This is a genomic window from Ruegeria sp. EL01, assembly GCF_900313035.1.
GTDB lineage: Bacteria > Pseudomonadota > Alphaproteobacteria > Rhodobacterales > Rhodobacteraceae > Ruegeria.
This window is the reverse complement of sequence record NZ_OMPS01000003.1, coordinates 200,046-215,108: the sequence shown is the minus strand read 5'-3', so window position 1 is coordinate 215,108 and position 15,063 is coordinate 200,046. Positions and strand designations below refer to the sequence as shown.

Below are 15,063 nucleotides of genomic sequence, written 5' to 3'. Positions count from 1 at the left end.
ACATGACGCGCATCGTTTCTTTACTATTGATTTGCTTTGTCGCGCTGGCGGCATGTACCGACGGCGGAACTTCCACAATTGGCCCAGACGGGCGGCCTTTGCCGACTGTTTACAAGATTCGGGGCAACCCGGAAAAGTTGCAGTTCCGCATGCTTGATTCGGTGAATGCACTGCGGCAGGCGCAAGGTTTGCAAGCCGTTCAACTGAATTCACAACTCAACGCAGCTGCGGCGACGCATTCCAAGGACATGGCCCGACAGAATCGTCCCTGGCACTTCGGCTCAGATGGCTCATCGCCTCTGGATCGGGCCGCGCGGGTTGGATATTTCGGGAAATTTCTGGGCGAAGCAATCTCAGAAACCTATGAAACCGAAACGGAGACGCTGGCCGCCTGGATGCAGGAACCTGGCCCGCGTTCCGTCATAATGGATTCGAAAGCCACACAAATGGGGTTTGCATGGCACCAGGAAGGTGGCGGCAAGATCTGGTGGACGCTTGAAATGGGAACCGGCGGCTGAACAACGCTGCCTTAAGACGCAAAAGCCCCCATCGTCTGGGGGCTTTTTTGTTTACGCCGCTTGCATTGATTGAGCTTCGGTCAAAATAGCATAGAGCTTGGTCGGGTCAGGGTTGGCCCGCAATTTGGCGCAGACTGAGGTATCGCGCAGCGTCCGCGACACCAAAGCCAATGCCTTAAGATGGTCAACACCAGCCTCTTCCGGGGCAAAGAGCGAAAAGGCGATATCAACAGGCTGCCGATCCACCGACCCGAAATCGATGGGTTTTTCCAGCATGACGAACACACCCGACACCGTTTCAATTTCAGACAGGCGCGCATGCGGCAGCGCCACACCATGCCCCACGCCTGTGGGGCCGAGGCTTTCGCGCTCCAGCAGGCAATCGACAACGACCTGGGCCTCAAGACCCAGTGTTGCTGATGCGACATCACCTATTTCCTGAAACAACCGCTTCTTACTGGAAGCTGCAGACAATACGCGTACTGCCTCGGGCTTCAGTATGCTCGAAAGCTCCATGATCATGCTCCATGACATTGCCTCTGCTTCGCAGAGGCCTGCCTCGCTATCTTTGCCTGTTACGGATCAATCCAACCGATGTTTCCGTCTTCCCGACGATACACCACATTCAATCCGTCCTTGTTCTCGTTGCGGAACACCAACACCGGGGCGCCAGCCAGTTCCATCTGCATGACAGCTTCACCAACACTCAACGATGGGATCTTGGTTTCCATCTCAGCCACGATCATTGGCTGCAGAGATTCGGGTTCGTCAGCCGTCCCTGATTCTTCAGACGCGAGGATATAAGAGGACGCACCAAAGAGTTCAACCGGTTCTGATCGATCCTTGTGATGGTCCTTGAGCCGGCGTTTGTAGCGACGCAATTGCTTATCCATCTTTTCACAGCACCCTTCGAATGCCGCGTAGATTTCAGTTGCATGCGCCTTGGCCTGCGCCGTCAGACCTGTAGATAAATGTACTGTAGTTTCGCATACATATTCATGCGCTGAACGGGAAAAGACAACATTGGCATCCGTGGGGCGCTGGGCATATTTGCCCACAACCTCACCCAACTCGGTCTGCACATGGGTCTGCAGGGCCGCGCCGATGTCGATCTGTTTTCCGCTTATTTGGTAACGCATGTGGTCTCCTTCACATTTCACACCCATTCTGACGTCACGTTACGCGACGTGCCTGTTATTATCGGGTGGGGGGTAAGGGCATATCCTGCGGTTGTCTGTGGTCACACCCCTCAAAGAAGGGACATCGTGATCCAGTCTGGAACCGAAGAAATACCATGCACCAATTGAGGCAAGAGACGGTGGAAGAGTCAATCAAAACAGGAGTGTATATACGCGATTTCCTCCGGGCGCCCGGCGCAATTCCGCGCAAGCTTATGATATTCGGAAATTTTCACCCAGGTACACGCGGCGGACGTTTTCGTTGTCCACAACTTCTTCGGGCGTACCCGACATTAGCACCTGACCGTCATGCAGAATATAGGCGCGATCGACAATCTCCAGCGTTTCCCGGACGTTGTGATCAGTGATCAACACACCGATTCCCCGTTTCTTGAGATCTGCCACAAGGTGACGAATATCGCCCACACTGATGGGGTCGACGCCCGCAAACGGCTCGTCCAGCAGCAAGTACTTCGGGTCGGCGGCCAGACAGCGCGCAATCTCAACGCGGCGGCGCTCGCCTCCGGATAGGGCCAGCGCAGGTGCACGTCGCAGATGCTCGATTGAGAAATCGGACAGCAGCTCTTCGAGCCGTTCTTTGCGCCGGTGCGCGTGATTGACGGTGATGTCCAGTACAGCGGCGATGTTGTCTTCAACGCTCATACCGCGAAAGATCGACATCTCCTGCGGCAGGTAACCGATACCCATACGAGCGCGCCGATACATCGGTAGTGTTGTAACGTTTTGCCCGTCCAGCGTAACTGTGCCCGCTTCGGGAAACACCAAACCAGCCACTGAGTAAAAGGTCGTGGTTTTGCCCGAGCCGTTCGGCCCCAAAAGCGCAACCACCTCAGACCGGCCAAGCGTCATCGAGACGTCCCGGATGACGGTTTTCTTGCGATAAGACTTGCGCAGCTTCTCGATTCTGAGCCCAGCGCTACCCTCGGCAACGGACAGATTAGGGGTGGTCATCAGTTGTTCCCCTGCTGCAGGATCGTCTTGACCCGCCCCGTCATAGTCGCTGTGCCGGTCGTCAGGTTTGCGTTCATCTGATCGCCGCTAATTATGCTCGGGCCTTGTGTCAGCAACACATTGCCCTTCATCACGATCACACCTGAATCAATCGTGTATTCAGCCCAGTCACCCTCGGCCGCATCTGGTGGGCTGACCAGAACCACGTTTTCGGTGGCTTCCATGCGATCGATGGCCGAACGGTCTTGATTGTAGATGACCAGAACCCGCTCGGCGGTCAAACGCATTTCGCCCTGAATGACGATAACATTGCCCACGAATTCGGCTGATCCGTCCTCTTGATTCACGTTCAGCGTTTCTGAGGTCACTTCGACCGGAAGGCTGGGGTCGGTCTTCACAGACCCAAACGCCAGCTGCGCTTGCTGCGCAGTTGCAGAAACGGCACCCGTTACCAGTAAGAAACACAAAAGGACAAAACGAAAATAGAACACAGGTTATCTTTCTGCTTTTTCAGGCTCATATACCAGCTTAACGCCATCTGTAAAAAGAATATGGACCGGACCGTCCTTTTTTTCAGTCCCGAAAGTCATTCGTCCCGCTGAAAAATCACCAATCACCCCGGTTCCGTTCACCTGTCCCGGCGTATCACCGCGAATTTCATCAAGCGATGTGTTCAGAAGATCCGTGGTGACCAGGATACCGTCAGTTGTCGTAATGACGACATCGCCGACAAACGTCGCCGTCCCAAGGTCCGGTCGTATAAGACCGGAATTCGAGTCCAGCGTGATCACGCCACCGTTCAACAAGCCAAAGCGCCCCCGAAACTCGGACGCAGCGGGAACCGATTCTTCCGAACCTTGGGTTGCCTGTGTTGCTTCGATCTGGACATCTTCGCCTTTGCGCGTGGTCCCACGATAGTTTGGCTGCGTAACCACCTGCTCTGCCAGACGCGCATCGATGTCTTTCTGAGCAAATGGAACCGAGACATTGGTTTCAATGCTGCGAGACAGCAGGAAGACTGTGGACAGCATGATAATAGCCGCCAGCGGCAACAGGACCTTAAAGAACTGAACCATACGTGAATATCGGTCCACCTCAGCCTCCCTCAGCCCAACCCGACACGCAGGCAGTCATGGATGTGCAGCAAACCCTGTGCCTGGCCTGACGTCTCAGGATCGACCACAAAAAGCGATGTGATTTTTCGGTCATTCATGATCGCCACTGCTTCTTCCGCCAACGCGCCCGGCGCAATGGTGGTCGGGTTTTGTGTCATGACCTGTTCGGTTGTCTTGTCCAGCAGCCCGTCCATGTGACGCCGAAGGTCACCATCGGTGATAATCCCCATCAGAGCATCTTGTGCATCAGTGACGCCGGCGACACCAAACCCCTTCTGGCTGATCTCAATCAACGCATCGCTCATCGGGGTACTTGCCGCGACCAGCGGTAACGCCCGGCCTGTGTGCATCAGGTCGCGCACGGTACTAAGCCGCGCCCCCAGCTTGCCACCAGGGTGGAACGCGCGAAAATCCTCGGGCTTGAAGTCCCGGTACTTCATCAACGCAATGGCCAGCGCATCGCCCATCGCCAATGTCAGCGTTGTCGAAATCGAAGGCACCATGCCATACCCACATGCCTCGCCCATCGACGGGATCAGCAGATGCACATCTGCCTGTTTCATCAGCGTGCTTTCGGGCTTGCTCGATAATCCGATCAACGGGATGCCGAACCGGCGCGTAAATGCCAGAAGGTTTGCCAGCTCGGGTGCTTCACCCGAGTTCGATATGGCAAGCACCACGTCCCCCTTGGACACCATACCCAGATCACCATGGCTGGCTTCGGCCGGATGCACGAAATAGGCAGGCGTTCCGGTACTGGCCAATGTCGCTGCGATCTTGTGTCCGATATGGCCGGATTTACCGATCCCACTGATGATGATGCGGCCCGTTGCCTGCAGGATCAGTTGCGCCGCTTCGGCAAAATGCTCGTCCAGGCCCTCGGTCAGTATGTCCAGCGCGCGGGCTTCGTCCGTGATGACCTGTCGGGCCGTTCTCAGGAAAGATTCAGTGTCGGTCATGAGTGTGCAAAGATATCCGTTTCGGGCCAACCAGCGAGATCCAGTTTCGCACGCATGGGCAGGAAATCAAAACAGGCCTGCGCCATCTCGACCCGGCCTTCACGGGCCAGCCGCGCATTCAGTTCATCCCGCAGGCGATGCAGATACAGCACGTCAGAGGCGGCATAGTCCAATTGTGCATCAGTCAGGGTTTCTGCTCCCCAGTCGCTCATCTGCTGTTGTTTCGAGATATCAACCCCGATCAGCTCCTGACACAGGTTCTTCAACCCGTGCCGGTCAGTATAGGTCCGGATCAGACGGCTGGCGATCTTGGTGCAATAGACCGGCGCGGCCAAAGCGCCAAAGGCATGGTACATCGCGGCGATGTCGAAGCGGCCAAAATGGAACAGCTTCAATACATCCGGGTTTTCCAGCATGGCACATAGGTTGGGCGCCTCGGTCTGCCCCTTTTCCGCCTGAACGATATGGCTGTTGCCGTCCCCGCCGGACATCTGGATGACGCAAAGGCGATCCCGATGCGGGTTAAGCCCCATGGTTTCACAATCGATGGCCACTACGGGGCCCATGTCCAACCCGTCGGGCAGGTCGTTTTTGTACAAATGGTTCGCCACGGATTTGTCCTTTGTGCCATATTGCCCCCGAGATAGGCGGTTTGACCCATAAACTCAACGCCACCCCTTAGACACGGGCCGATCAATGCCTCAGCTCTTGCTATTATCCCCATGGGGGGGATATGGATATGTATGAAAGATGATCCACACCAGTCGCACCCGCAAATCACCGCACGTCTCAGGCGTGCCTATGGGCATTTAGGCAAAGTCATTACCATGCTCGAAGATCAGGCACCCTGTTCGGACATAGCCCAACAGTTGTTCGCCGTCGAAAAAGCGATCATCAAGGCCAAGCGCGTTTTGATCCATGATCACATCGACCATTGCCTGTCACCAGACGCCGAAAGCAATCGGCCGGACTTCGAGGATTTCAAAACCATAACGAAGTATTTGTAACCTATGCTGAGTGTTCTGCGGAACCGCACCTACCGTCACCTGCTGGCTGCGCAAGTCGTTGCCCTGACGGGTACAGGGCTGGCCACAATCGCACTGGGCCTGTTGGCATATGATCTGGCCGGGGACGCCGCCGGGATGGTTTTGGGCACCGCATTGACCATCAAAATGCTGGCTTACGTCGGTATTGCCCCATTGGCCGCCGCCTTCGCCCAACAGCTTGATCGGCGCAAGATGCTTGTGGTTCTGGATCTGGTGCGGGCGGCCGTTGCCTTGTGCCTGCCTTTTGTAACCGAGGTTTGGCAGGTCTATGTCCTCATCTTTGTGCTGCAATCCGCATCTGCCGGATTTACCCCAGCGTTTCAGGCCACGATCCCCGATGTTCTGCCGGATGAGCGCGACTATACACGCGCCTTGTCCCTGTCCCGCCTAGCGGTCGATATGGAAAGTTTGCTGAGCCCCATGCTGGCGGCTGCCCTTTTGGTCTTTCTCAGCTTTGAGACCTTGTTTTGGGGCACAAGCCTTGGGTTCGTCGCCTCGGCGGTTCTTGTTGTATCGGTGGCACTGCCATCACCCAAATCGACCCGGCGACAAGGCATCTACGACAGGACAACACGCGGTATGCGCATCTACCTCGCGACGCCTCGTTTACGTGGTCTGCTGGCGCTCAGCTGGTCTGCAGCGGCGCTAAGTGCGATGGTCATCGTCAACACGGTGGTCATTATCCGCACCGATCTGGGCCTGTCCGAAAGCGCGGTGGCCATGGCTTTGGCAGGGTTCGGCGGTGGTTCGATGATTGCGGCCTTTGCTTTGCCATCCTTGTTGGATCAGTTCGAAGATCGCTGTGTCATGTTGACAGGATCTACGATTGGGATCGCATCTATGGCAACGGCGGCCTTTCTGTCAGCTACCGATCCTATGACTTTGGTTCTAATCACCACGCTGTGGGGCTTTGTTGGTTTCGGGTATTCCGTGACACTGACCCCATCCGGACGCCTCTTAACCCGCTCTGCTAAGGCCGAGGATCGACCGGCCCTGTTCGCAGCGCAGTTCACCCTGTCGCATGCCTGTTGGTTGGTCCTTTATCCATTGGCGGGCTGGCTGATGACACAGTTCGGCGCAACCGTTGCGCTAACCTGGATGACCTGTGCCGCGATTTGTGGTCTGGGCACAGCATTGTTGATCTGGCCCCGTTCCGAGAAACATTCGGCAACGCACCAGCCTTGAGCCTTGGCACCGATCTGAAATACACCATAGCGAACCCATGACGGAGACCCCATGGATCAGCTTGATCGCCGCATCATCACCGCGCTGCAACACAACGCCCGCGAGTCGACCACGAAAATCGCTGCAAAACTGGGCGTGGCACGCACAACTGTGCACGAACGGATCAGTCGGATGGAAGATCGTGGGGTAATAGCCGGGTATTCCGTTGTTCTAAGCGCGCCCGAAGACGCCCCACGCGTACAGGTTGTTGTCTTGCTGGAAGTACAACAGAAGGAAACCACACGTATCATCAAGCGGCTTGAAGCCTATCCCGAGGTCAAACGCTGCTTATCGATCAATGGTGAGTTTGACCTGCTGCTGTCGGCCGAGGCACCAAGGATCGAGGATCTGGACATCATTGTTGATGAGCTGGCCAAGATTCCGGGCGTGTTGCGCACCAACACCAGCGTTGTATTTGGCAGGCGGATTGATCGAAAATGATGGGCCGATAACCGGCTGTAAACCAATGACTGGCTAGCTTGGCCCGGACTGATCAGAATCCCGGACCGGCAGAATGCCAAATCGCAAGTTCCCGTTTTTCCTATTCCTGACGCATGTGTTGATAGCGCCGGCAGTTCTAGCCATGCCCAACGCCCATGACGAAATTTGTGATCAAGCGGCCCATCGGGCGGCTTTGTCCGAAGATGTGCCGCTGGATGTTTTGCGCGCCATCGCGCGCGTGGAAACCGGGCACACCCGCGATGGCCATCTGGAACCCTGGCCCTGGACCATCAATGTCGAAGGACAAGGGTATTGGTTCACCTCCGAGGTTGAGGCGAAATCCTACGTGTTCAAGATTTTCAAGGCTGGTGTGCGCAGCTTTGACGTCGGATGCTTTCAAATCAACTACCGTTGGCACGGCAAGGCGTTTCGATCCATCGACGCGATGTTCGATCCGGATGAAAACGCCACCTACGCAGCCCGGTTTTTGAAACAACTGCATGCCGAACTGGGGTCCTGGCCTGCCGCAGCTGGCGCGTACCATTCCCGCACGCAATCACTGGCCGAAGCGTATCGCGGGCGCTTTCAGACCGTTCTGGCGCAGCTTGATGGTACCCAGCCCACGCAAACCGCTCGGCTATCCCGAGATCCCTTTACCGGTGCCGCCGCCCCTTTGATCCCGCTTCACACCGAACAACCCCCGCAAGGGGTGCTGGGCTCCCTGGTGCCAGCAGCTGGAACTGCGACCGCCTTCATCGCCTTCAACTAGGAGCTCTGCGTGCCCAAGTTCGACCCCCGATCCCTGTTTTCACCCACGGTTTTGCTGGCGCTGGCGCTGATGACGGTCATCGTGATGATGATCCTGCCGATGCCCGCCTGGGTGCTTGATGTCGGGTTGGCCACATCCTTTGCGCTGGCGATTCTGATCTTCACCCTGACGCTGTTCATCGAGCGGCCTTTGGATTTTTCATCATTTCCGACGATCCTGCTGGCGTCGCTGATGCTGCGCCTGTCGCTAAACGTTTCGTCCACCAAACTGATCATTGGACAAGGTCATACCGGCCCAAGCGCGGCGGGCGACGTGATTGAAGGCTTTGCCAATTTCGTCATGGGCGGCAGCATCTTTCTGGGTCTCGTGGTGTTCGGCGTGTTGCTGATCGTGAACTTCATGGTCATCACCAAAGGCGCGGCGCGCATGGCCGAGGTCGGGGCGCGCTTTGCACTGGACGGGATGCCCGGCAAACAACTTGCCATCGACAGCGACATGTCGGCAGGGGCCATCGATCATCAACAGGCCAAGGAACGGCGCGAACGGGAACAGCAGGAAACCACCTTCTTCGGCTCGCTTGATGGCGCATCGAAATTCGTCAAAGGTGATGCGGTCGCCGGGTTGCTGATCACTCTGTTGAACCTCGTCATGGGTCTGGTGATGGGTGTGATCGTGCACGGTATGCCGGTCTCATCCGCGTTTGAAACTTATGCAATCCTGACCGTCGGCGATGGGCTGGTCTCGCAAATCCCAGCAGTGATCATCTCAATTGCATCGGCGCTTCTGTTGGCCCGGGGCGGCACACAAGGGGCGACCGACAGCGCGATCTTCTCGCAACTTGGGCGTCATCCGGCCGCACTGGGAACTGTTGCGATGCTGATGGTTCTGTTCGCACTCGTACCCGGCTTGCCGTTTTTGCCCTTTATTCTGGGCGCAGCGGTTTTGGGATACGCGGCCTACCACGTTTACCAAAAGCAAAAAGCGGCCGAGGCCGAAGCTCAGGTTCCAGCGACCGAGACGGACGCGCCCGTGTCCCAGGCCATCGGCGACATACTGGATCTGGATGACGTACATCTGGAATTTGCACCGGATCTGGTCAGCATGGTCTTGAATCAAGGCACAGGGTTGGATGCGCGGATCGCCAATATGCGGACGTATGTGGCCTCAAGCTTTGGGTTGATCCTGCCCGAAATTCGCCTGACCGACCGGGCCGATCTGCCAACCGGCACCTACGTGATCAAGGTGCATGGGGTCGAACAGGCGCGCGGTGTGTTGAACCCCGATCTGGTTTTGGCACTGGTGCAAGATGGGCTGGATCTTCTGCCTGATGGGAATGACGTGACCGAACCTGTCTATGGAGCACCTGCACGCTGGATTCTGCCCAAAGACCAGGAAGAAGCCGCGCTGAGCGGGGCCACGATCGTGTCGCCTCCGGAAATACTGGCAACGCATTTGCTGGAAATCATCAAACAGAATTTCTCGCGCCTGTTGACCCTGAAATCCCTACGCCGCTTGTTGTCCGAAATGACCCGCCTCAGCGATCCGGTCAGGGCCGAGGCCAACCGTAGGCTGCTGGATGAGTTGGTCCCGGACAAGGTTCCAATCGACACGCTGCACGCAGTGTTACGCCTGCTGCTGGATGAACGCGTATCCATCCGAAACATGGCGCTGATCCTGGAAAGCGTGGCCGAGGCACGGCTGACAACCACCCAACCCGAAGGCATTTGCGAGCTGGTGCGCCAAAGGCTGGGTTTTCAACTGGTAGCCGATATGAAACGCGAGGACGGCTCGATCCCCCTGATCCAGCTTGCGCCGGAGTGGGAGGACACGTTCGCCACCTACCAAATCGATGCTCCGAATGCCGGGTTGGACGTGGCGTTGCCGCCGAACCTGTTCAACAAACTTGCCGACGGCGTCGCCGACAGCGTAACGCAATCCGCCGATCACGGCTTGTTTCCGGCCGTCGTAACATCAACTCGCCGCCGTCGTCTGCTACGTACAATTATGCACGCCCGCGGTATGTCGAACCCAGTATTGTCGTTCGAGGAAATCGGGCTCGAGGCCCGACCTGCGCTGGTTGGAACGGTGCCCGCGTGATTGCCCTGCCGCCAGAGCTGTTGCAGCATCTGGGGGATGGATTATGGCAGCTATTCGCTGTGTTCTTGCGGGTATCTGCCCTGGTTTCACTGCTTCCAGCCTTTGGCGAGCGCAGCATTCCGGTCCGCGTCAAGCTCGGTCTTTCCGCAGCTTTTACTCTTGTTGTTTGGCCCGCAATACACCCACCCGATTTCGCGCCTGGCTTTTTGTCGATGGTGCGTCTTGTCGGGACTGAAGTCTTGATTGGAATGGTTCTTGGTATGGGGTTACGGCTGTTTGTTTTGGCGCTTCAAACCGCCGGCTCCATCGCTGCTCAATCGACCTCTCTCTCGCAACTTTTGGGCGGGGCAGCGGCTGATCCGGTACCTGCGATGGGCTATCATCTGACGCTGGCGGGGCTGGCGCTTGCGACCCTGCTGGGCCTGCATATTCGTGCCGCGCAGTTCCTGATCAACAGCTACATGCTTTTTCCAATGGGTACGGCCCCCGCCGCACCGGACTTGTCGCAATGGGGCGTTCAGCAGATATCGCACAGCTTCCGCCTGGCCTTCGCCCTTGCAACACCATTTGTCATTGCCTCGCTGATTTACAATCTGGCGCTGGGCGTCATTAACCGGGCGATGCCGCAATTGATGGTGGCTTTCGTCGGTGCCCCTGCGATCACGTTCGCGGGTTTATTCCTTCTGTTCGCTGGTGCCCCTTTGATCCTGTCTGTTTGGGCCGACGACCTGTTCGCGTTTTTTCTCAACCCGGTTGGGCCACCGCGATGAGCGCTTCGGATGATGACAGTGACAAGTCATTTGAACCCACGCCGCAAAAGCTGCAAAAAGCGCGGGAAAAGGGTGAGGTCGCCAAATCCAGCGATTTGTCGGTGGTCGCAGGTTACACGGGTTTTCTGGTCGCGCTGTTTACGGCGGGCCAATACGCGGCGGAACAACTAGGCGCCCTGTTTGTCGTTCTCCTCGATCAATCGGATGAAATTGCACAGTTGGTTTCGACCGGCCCGGCCACCGCTCCGGTCGCAGGGATGCTTAGGAATGCGCTGGTCCCAATCGCATTGTTTTCTGCCCTGCCTGCAGCAGCAGTACTGCTCAGCCTGATTGCCCAGCGCGCGCTGATCTTTGCCCCCAGCAAGTTGCAACCCAAATTGTCGCGCATATCGATTCCTTCCAACGCAAAAAACAAGTTCGGTCGTGGCGGGTTGTTCGAGTTTGCCAAAAGTTCGGTCAAACTTGTGATCTACGGTACATCGCTGGCTATTTTTCTGAGGGCCAACCTTACCGAAATCCTCTCGGCCAGCGCTGCGCCGGCAAAATCGTCTATTTTGTTGATGATGAACCTGCTGTTTCGATTCCTGTTCATCGTTATCGCCATCGCATTAGCAATCGGAGTCGTAGACTATCTTTGGCAATATGCCGAACACATACGCAAAAACCGGATGTCGCGTAAGGAAATTCAAGACGAAACAAAGGATGCCGAGGGCGATCCGCATGTCAAACAAAGCCGCCGTCAACGCGCGCAGGAGATCGCGACCAATCAGATGATGACCGACGTGTCCGATGCGGATGTGGTGATTGTCAATCCTACCCATTATTCCGTGGCGCTCAAATGGTCGCGGGCGATGCGCACGGCACCAGTATGTGTCGCAAAGGGCGTGGATGAAGTTGCTGCGGCCATCCGCTCCGCCGCCGGGCAAGCCGGTGTTCCCATTCATTCCGACCCACCCACCGCGCGTGCCCTGCACGCGACCGTGGAAATTGGTCAGGAAATCACAGAAGAGCATTACCGCGCTGTCGCCGCCGCGATCCGGTTCGCAGAAGCCATGCGGAAGCGCGCAAAAGGACAGATCAGATGAGGTATTCCAAACTGTCGAACCTCAAAAGCGTGACAGAGGCGGTGTTTCAGAAACAGTTCCAAACGCTGCGCCCGGTGCTTGAGGCAGAAGCCAATATTCAGCAACAACTGGTAAGGCTGGATACGCAGGTGAAGCAGGCGCGTCAGGATGGCTCTAAGGCAGAAGGGTACAGGGTCACCGGAACAGACATGCTGTGGCACGGATGGGAATCGGCCACACGACGGCAGTTGAACTTGGATCTTGCGCGACTGAGGGCTCAAAAGCGCGAACAGCTTGACGCGCTGAAAGCTGCATTTGGGCGCAAAGAAGCCATCGCAAGACTGTCCTCAACCTTGCTAAAGGACCATCGACGTGACCTAGCCAAAAAGCAATCGAACCAGTAACAGCACCAAATACGCCCTGGATCAGATGCGGCGCGTTTATGTGTCCTGACGATTGATGCTCATGATCAAGACCTGAGAAACATTGCGGCCTAAATCCTTACGCGCCACTTCCAGCAAAGCCTTGCGTAAAACACTCAGATTAACCGACTCGGTGAACGTTCCGTTAAACCCACCGGTATTGGCATGGTCAAATATCACTTGCAGAAACGCGTCCCGCAGTTTTGGCTCGATGGAGTAAAATGCCTCAGTAATGGCAGGGTCGGCTTCCAGACTTAGCGTCAGAGTCACCATAGCAGCGATTTTGTCATCTTCGACAACCGGCACCACAAATTGCTTCGTCATCTTGAGGTATTCGAACCCGCCCTCGCCGTCCTTTTTGGGAGATTTCTTGGGCTTGGATTTCGTTTCTTCAGATCCTTTGGTTTCTTTATGCACTTCTTTTGAACCTGATGTGCCGCCAGGCGCCTCGGCGGGCGCCAAGACGATCCCCGCGCCAATCCCAACACCAAGCCCGACAGACAAAAAAACAATCGGTATCAACAGCTTGATCACGTCCGCACCTCAGAATGGCAAAAGGGAATCAAGGACTTGCTGACCGTATCGCGGCTGCTGCACGTCTGTGATTTGCCCCCGACCACCATAGGACACCCGAGCCGAAGCGATTTTGTCATAAGTGATCTCATTTTTGCGCGAGATATCCTGCGGACGGACATATCCGGCCACTAAAAGCTCTCGCAATTCGAAGTTCACGCGTAACTCCTGTGAACCGGAAATTGACAAAACTCCGTTTGGCAACACGTCCAGTACAGTTGCCGCGACCCGCAATGTCAGTTTCTCGTTGCGCCTGACCGATCCTCGCCCAGAACTTGATGCGTCGGACTCGATTGATACGGCTTCATCCAACGACGCGCCATCGGGCAAATGCTCTTGCACGCGTTGCGGCAAACCGAACAGGCCGGGCACTTCAAGACTTTCAGACCCAGAACGTGATCGGTTTGTCCTGTTCGAAATCTCAGCCTTTTCGTCCAGCTCGATAACAACCGTCAGGATGTCCCCCTTCTTGATCGCCCTTTGGTCGCCCAACAAGGATTGCTGTCCACCGCTCCAAAGCGAAGCCCTGTCGACCGAGCGCTGAGTTTGGGTGTGCAGCGGCAGTCCCGGCCACAGCATCGCAACTTGTTCCGGCGAGTCTTCGTTAGGTGTAAAGCTTGGCGCTTTGCCGAGATGATCCAGCCGACCACAAGCGGATACGGCTAGAACAGCAAGCAAAATGAGTTTTGACAGTCCAGACATTAGTTTACCTCGATTTGGCCATCGGGCCGGATGTGGCCGGTCACGGTTGTGCGCGACGAGAGGTTCATCACGCGAATCCTGTCACCGACCGCCCCCCGCCCCAGGGCGCGACATTCCGCGGTGATCGATAAGGGCCGACGGTCGAACACCAATACGACCAGATCATTGCGATCGACGATGGCCGGCGGACCTACATCGCCGTCTCGAATTGGGCGCCCTGGATACAAGGCCACCCGGGCCTCTTGCCCGATCAAATCCTGTGGGTTCGCAATTGCGCCGGCCACATCTGTGGCTTTCACGTCGAGATCGGCCGACGAGATTATCTCTTTCGCGCGAATGGTTCGGGTGGATACGACCATGTCGGCATGCGCCGTCAACGGCATCGCCAACGCAAGTGTCAGGGAAAGGAACCGCATCATCGCACCTGTGTTGTTGCGCTCATCATCTGATCAACAGCGGAAATAACCTTGGCGTTCATTTCGTAGCCGCGTTGCGCTTCAATCAGCTCGGTCACTTCGCGCACGGCATCGACCGAGCTGTCTTCAAGGTACCCTTGCCGCAACGTGCCCAACCCATCTTCGCCCGGAAGGCCCAAAACCGGCGCGCCGGACGCTTCGGTTTCCTTGAACAGATTGCTGCCAATTGCCTCAAGACCCTTTGCATTCGAGAAGCTGGCGAGCGTGAACTCGCCCAGCAACTGCCCATCGGGCGCGTCGTCGAAATACGCATAAACCTCACCAGACGCATTGATCGAAATGGACCGTGCGTCATCGGGTATGGTAATTTCTGGCGCCACGGAGAACCCGTCCGACGTCACAATAAGCCCTTCGGCCGATCGTTTAAGGCTGCCATCCCGAGTGTAAGCAGATTGACCGCTTGGAAGCGCAACTTCCAAATACCCGCGACCCTCGATGGCAACATCAAGATCACTACCGGTTGCCGACAAGCCACCCTGGGCCAGCTGCACGCTTACTGCGGCAGGACGGACCCCCAGACCCAATTGAATGCCGGTGGGCAATACCGTTCCATCCGAGGCGTTAACGGCTCCGGCGCGCGCCATTTGCTGATAATGCAAATCGGCAAATTCAGCGCGCCGGGCATTGTACCCGGTGGTGTTCATGTTCGCCAGATTGTTCGAGATCGTCTCGACCCGCATCTGCTGCGCGGTCATGCCGGTGGCCGCGATTTTCAAAGCTCGCATTTCGAATTCTCC

Annotated in this window: 20 protein-coding genes; 9 read left to right on the top strand and 11 right to left on the bottom strand. The window is 56.6% G+C overall.

Annotated elements, in window-relative coordinates; all coding sequences use genetic code 11:
* Positions 1-2 precede the first annotated feature (2 nt).
* The gene (locus D9K61_RS02680) at positions 3-518 is read left to right on the top strand and encodes a CAP domain-containing protein (RefSeq protein ID WP_120631704.1); all 516 of its coding nucleotides are present in this window, start codon (positions 3-5) and stop codon (positions 516-518) included.
* A gap of 51 nt (positions 519-569) precedes the next feature.
* On the opposite strand, the gene D9K61_RS02675 is transcribed toward D9K61_RS02680, so the two are convergent.
* The 7 genes from D9K61_RS02675 to D9K61_RS02645 form a co-directional block, all read right to left on the bottom strand.
* Entirely contained in the window at positions 570-1,034 is a 465-nt protein-coding gene (locus D9K61_RS02675) for a PTS sugar transporter subunit IIA (RefSeq protein ID WP_120631808.1), read from the bottom strand.
* Between the two features lie 59 nt (positions 1,035-1,093).
* Positions 1,094-1,657 (bottom strand): ribosome hibernation-promoting factor, HPF/YfiA family, encoded by a 564-nt coding sequence (gene hpf / locus D9K61_RS02670; RefSeq protein ID WP_120631703.1) that lies wholly within the window; start codon positions 1,655-1,657, stop codon positions 1,094-1,096.
* Positions 1,658-1,909: 252 nt separating this feature from the next.
* Positions 1,910-2,668: an LPS export ABC transporter ATP-binding protein gene (gene lptB / locus D9K61_RS02665; protein WP_120631702.1), complete on the bottom strand. Its 759-nt coding sequence runs from the start codon at positions 2,666-2,668 to the stop codon at positions 1,910-1,912.
* Positions 2,668-3,159 (bottom strand): LptA/OstA family protein, encoded by a 492-nt coding sequence (locus tag D9K61_RS02660; protein WP_371688445.1) that lies wholly within the window; start codon positions 3,157-3,159, stop codon positions 2,668-2,670. Before D9K61_RS02660 ends, lptB begins: the two co-directional genes overlap by 1 nt.
* A 3-nt stretch (positions 3,160-3,162) precedes the next feature.
* Entirely contained in the window at positions 3,163-3,762 is a 600-nt protein-coding gene (locus tag D9K61_RS02655) for a hypothetical protein (protein WP_120631701.1), read from the bottom strand.
* 11 nt (positions 3,763-3,773) lie between these two features.
* Positions 3,774-4,742, bottom strand: coding sequence for an SIS domain-containing protein (locus D9K61_RS02650; RefSeq protein WP_120631700.1), 969 nt, complete (start codon positions 4,740-4,742; stop codon positions 3,774-3,776).
* On the bottom strand, positions 4,739-5,353 hold the full coding sequence (locus D9K61_RS02645; protein ID WP_120631699.1) for a ribonuclease D: 615 nt from the start codon (positions 5,351-5,353) through the stop codon (positions 4,739-4,741). The genes D9K61_RS02650 and D9K61_RS02645 overlap by 4 nt, the downstream gene beginning before the upstream one ends.
* 132 nt (positions 5,354-5,485) lie before the next feature.
* Here D9K61_RS02645 and D9K61_RS02640 point away from each other — a divergent pair, with 132 nt between their 5' ends.
* The 8 genes from D9K61_RS02640 to D9K61_RS02605 all read left to right on the top strand — a co-directional run bounded on the left by D9K61_RS02640 (position 5,486) and on the right by D9K61_RS02605 (position 12,557).
* Positions 5,486-5,749, top strand: coding sequence for a metal-sensing transcriptional repressor (locus D9K61_RS02640; protein WP_120631698.1), 264 nt, complete (start codon positions 5,486-5,488; stop codon positions 5,747-5,749).
* A 3-nt stretch (positions 5,750-5,752) separates the two neighbouring features.
* Positions 5,753-6,973 (top strand): MFS transporter, encoded by a 1,221-nt coding sequence (locus tag D9K61_RS02635; RefSeq protein WP_120631697.1) that lies wholly within the window; start codon positions 5,753-5,755, stop codon positions 6,971-6,973.
* Positions 6,974-7,024: 51 nt separating this feature from the next.
* On the top strand, positions 7,025-7,453 hold the full coding sequence (locus tag D9K61_RS02630; RefSeq protein WP_120631696.1) for an Lrp/AsnC family transcriptional regulator: 429 nt from the start codon (positions 7,025-7,027) through the stop codon (positions 7,451-7,453).
* A gap of 73 nt (positions 7,454-7,526) precedes the next feature.
* Positions 7,527-8,222, top strand: a complete 696-nt coding sequence (locus tag D9K61_RS02625) for a transglycosylase SLT domain-containing protein (RefSeq protein ID WP_120631695.1) — start codon at positions 7,527-7,529, stop codon at positions 8,220-8,222.
* Positions 8,223-8,291: 69 nt separating this feature from the next.
* A complete protein-coding gene (flhA, locus tag D9K61_RS02620) occupies positions 8,292-10,319 on the top strand; it encodes a flagellar biosynthesis protein FlhA (RefSeq protein ID WP_371688447.1) in 2,028 nt (675 codons plus the stop codon).
* On the top strand, positions 10,316-11,089 hold the full coding sequence (locus D9K61_RS02615; protein ID WP_120631693.1) for a flagellar biosynthetic protein FliR: 774 nt from the start codon (positions 10,316-10,318) through the stop codon (positions 11,087-11,089). The genes flhA and D9K61_RS02615 overlap by 4 nt, the downstream gene beginning before the upstream one ends.
* Positions 11,086-12,174, top strand: a complete 1,089-nt coding sequence (gene flhB, locus D9K61_RS02610) for a flagellar type III secretion system protein FlhB (protein WP_120631692.1) — start codon at positions 11,086-11,088, stop codon at positions 12,172-12,174. The genes D9K61_RS02615 and flhB overlap by 4 nt, the downstream gene beginning before the upstream one ends.
* A complete protein-coding gene (locus D9K61_RS02605) occupies positions 12,171-12,557 on the top strand; it encodes a hypothetical protein (RefSeq protein WP_254055652.1) in 387 nt (128 codons plus the stop codon). The genes flhB and D9K61_RS02605 overlap by 4 nt, the downstream gene beginning before the upstream one ends.
* A gap of 36 nt (positions 12,558-12,593) precedes the next feature.
* Here the strand turns inward: D9K61_RS02605 and D9K61_RS02600 are convergent, their stop codons facing one another.
* Genes D9K61_RS02600 through flgG form a run of 4 tightly spaced genes read right to left on the bottom strand, consistent with a single transcriptional unit; the run spans position 12,594 to position 15,051 of the window.
* Positions 12,594-13,109: a flagellar basal body-associated FliL family protein gene (locus D9K61_RS02600; protein WP_120631691.1), complete on the bottom strand. Its 516-nt coding sequence runs from the start codon at positions 13,107-13,109 to the stop codon at positions 12,594-12,596.
* A gap of 9 nt (positions 13,110-13,118) precedes the next feature.
* Complete coding sequence (flgH, locus tag D9K61_RS02595; protein WP_120631690.1) at positions 13,119-13,850, bottom strand: flagellar basal body L-ring protein FlgH; 732 nt, start codon at positions 13,848-13,850, stop codon at positions 13,119-13,121.
* Positions 13,850-14,266, bottom strand: a complete 417-nt coding sequence (gene flgA / locus D9K61_RS02590) for a flagellar basal body P-ring formation chaperone FlgA (protein WP_174235074.1) — start codon at positions 14,264-14,266, stop codon at positions 13,850-13,852. Before flgA ends, flgH begins: the two co-directional genes overlap by 1 nt.
* Positions 14,266-15,051, bottom strand: coding sequence for a flagellar basal-body rod protein FlgG (gene flgG, locus D9K61_RS02585; RefSeq protein WP_120631688.1), 786 nt, complete (start codon positions 15,049-15,051; stop codon positions 14,266-14,268). The genes flgA and flgG overlap by 1 nt, the downstream gene beginning before the upstream one ends.
* Between the last annotated feature and the right edge of the window lie 12 nt (positions 15,052-15,063).

Coding starts and splice junctions, on each gene's coding strand:
- D9K61_RS02680 (WP_120631704.1), top strand. CDS start 3: ATGACGCGCATCGTTTCTTTACTATTGATTTGCTTTGTCGCGCTGGCG.
- D9K61_RS02675 (WP_120631808.1), bottom strand. CDS start 1,034: ATGGAGCTTTCGAGCATACTGAAGCCCGAGGCAGTACGCGTATTGTCT.
- hpf (WP_120631703.1), bottom strand. CDS start 1,657: ATGCGTTACCAAATAAGCGGAAAACAGATCGACATCGGCGCGGCCCTG.
- lptB (WP_120631702.1), bottom strand. CDS start 2,668: ATGACCACCCCTAATCTGTCCGTTGCCGAGGGTAGCGCTGGGCTCAGA.
- D9K61_RS02650 (WP_120631700.1), bottom strand. CDS start 4,742: ATGACCGACACTGAATCTTTCCTGAGAACGGCCCGACAGGTCATCACG.
- D9K61_RS02640 (WP_120631698.1), top strand. CDS start 5,486: ATGAAAGATGATCCACACCAGTCGCACCCGCAAATCACCGCACGTCTC.
- D9K61_RS02635 (WP_120631697.1), top strand. CDS start 5,753: ATGCTGAGTGTTCTGCGGAACCGCACCTACCGTCACCTGCTGGCTGCG.
- D9K61_RS02630 (WP_120631696.1), top strand. CDS start 7,025: ATGGATCAGCTTGATCGCCGCATCATCACCGCGCTGCAACACAACGCC.
- D9K61_RS02625 (WP_120631695.1), top strand. CDS start 7,527: ATGCCAAATCGCAAGTTCCCGTTTTTCCTATTCCTGACGCATGTGTTG.
- flhA (WP_371688447.1), top strand. CDS start 8,292: ATGACGGTCATCGTGATGATGATCCTGCCGATGCCCGCCTGGGTGCTT.
- flhB (WP_120631692.1), top strand. CDS start 11,086: ATGAGCGCTTCGGATGATGACAGTGACAAGTCATTTGAACCCACGCCG.
- D9K61_RS02605 (WP_254055652.1), top strand. CDS start 12,171: ATGAGGTATTCCAAACTGTCGAACCTCAAAAGCGTGACAGAGGCGGTG.
- flgH (WP_120631690.1), bottom strand. CDS start 13,850: ATGTCTGGACTGTCAAAACTCATTTTGCTTGCTGTTCTAGCCGTATCC.
- flgA (WP_174235074.1), bottom strand. CDS start 14,266: ATGCGGTTCCTTTCCCTGACACTTGCGTTGGCGATGCCGTTGACGGCG.
- flgG (WP_120631688.1), bottom strand. CDS start 15,051: ATGCGAGCTTTGAAAATCGCGGCCACCGGCATGACCGCGCAGCAGATG.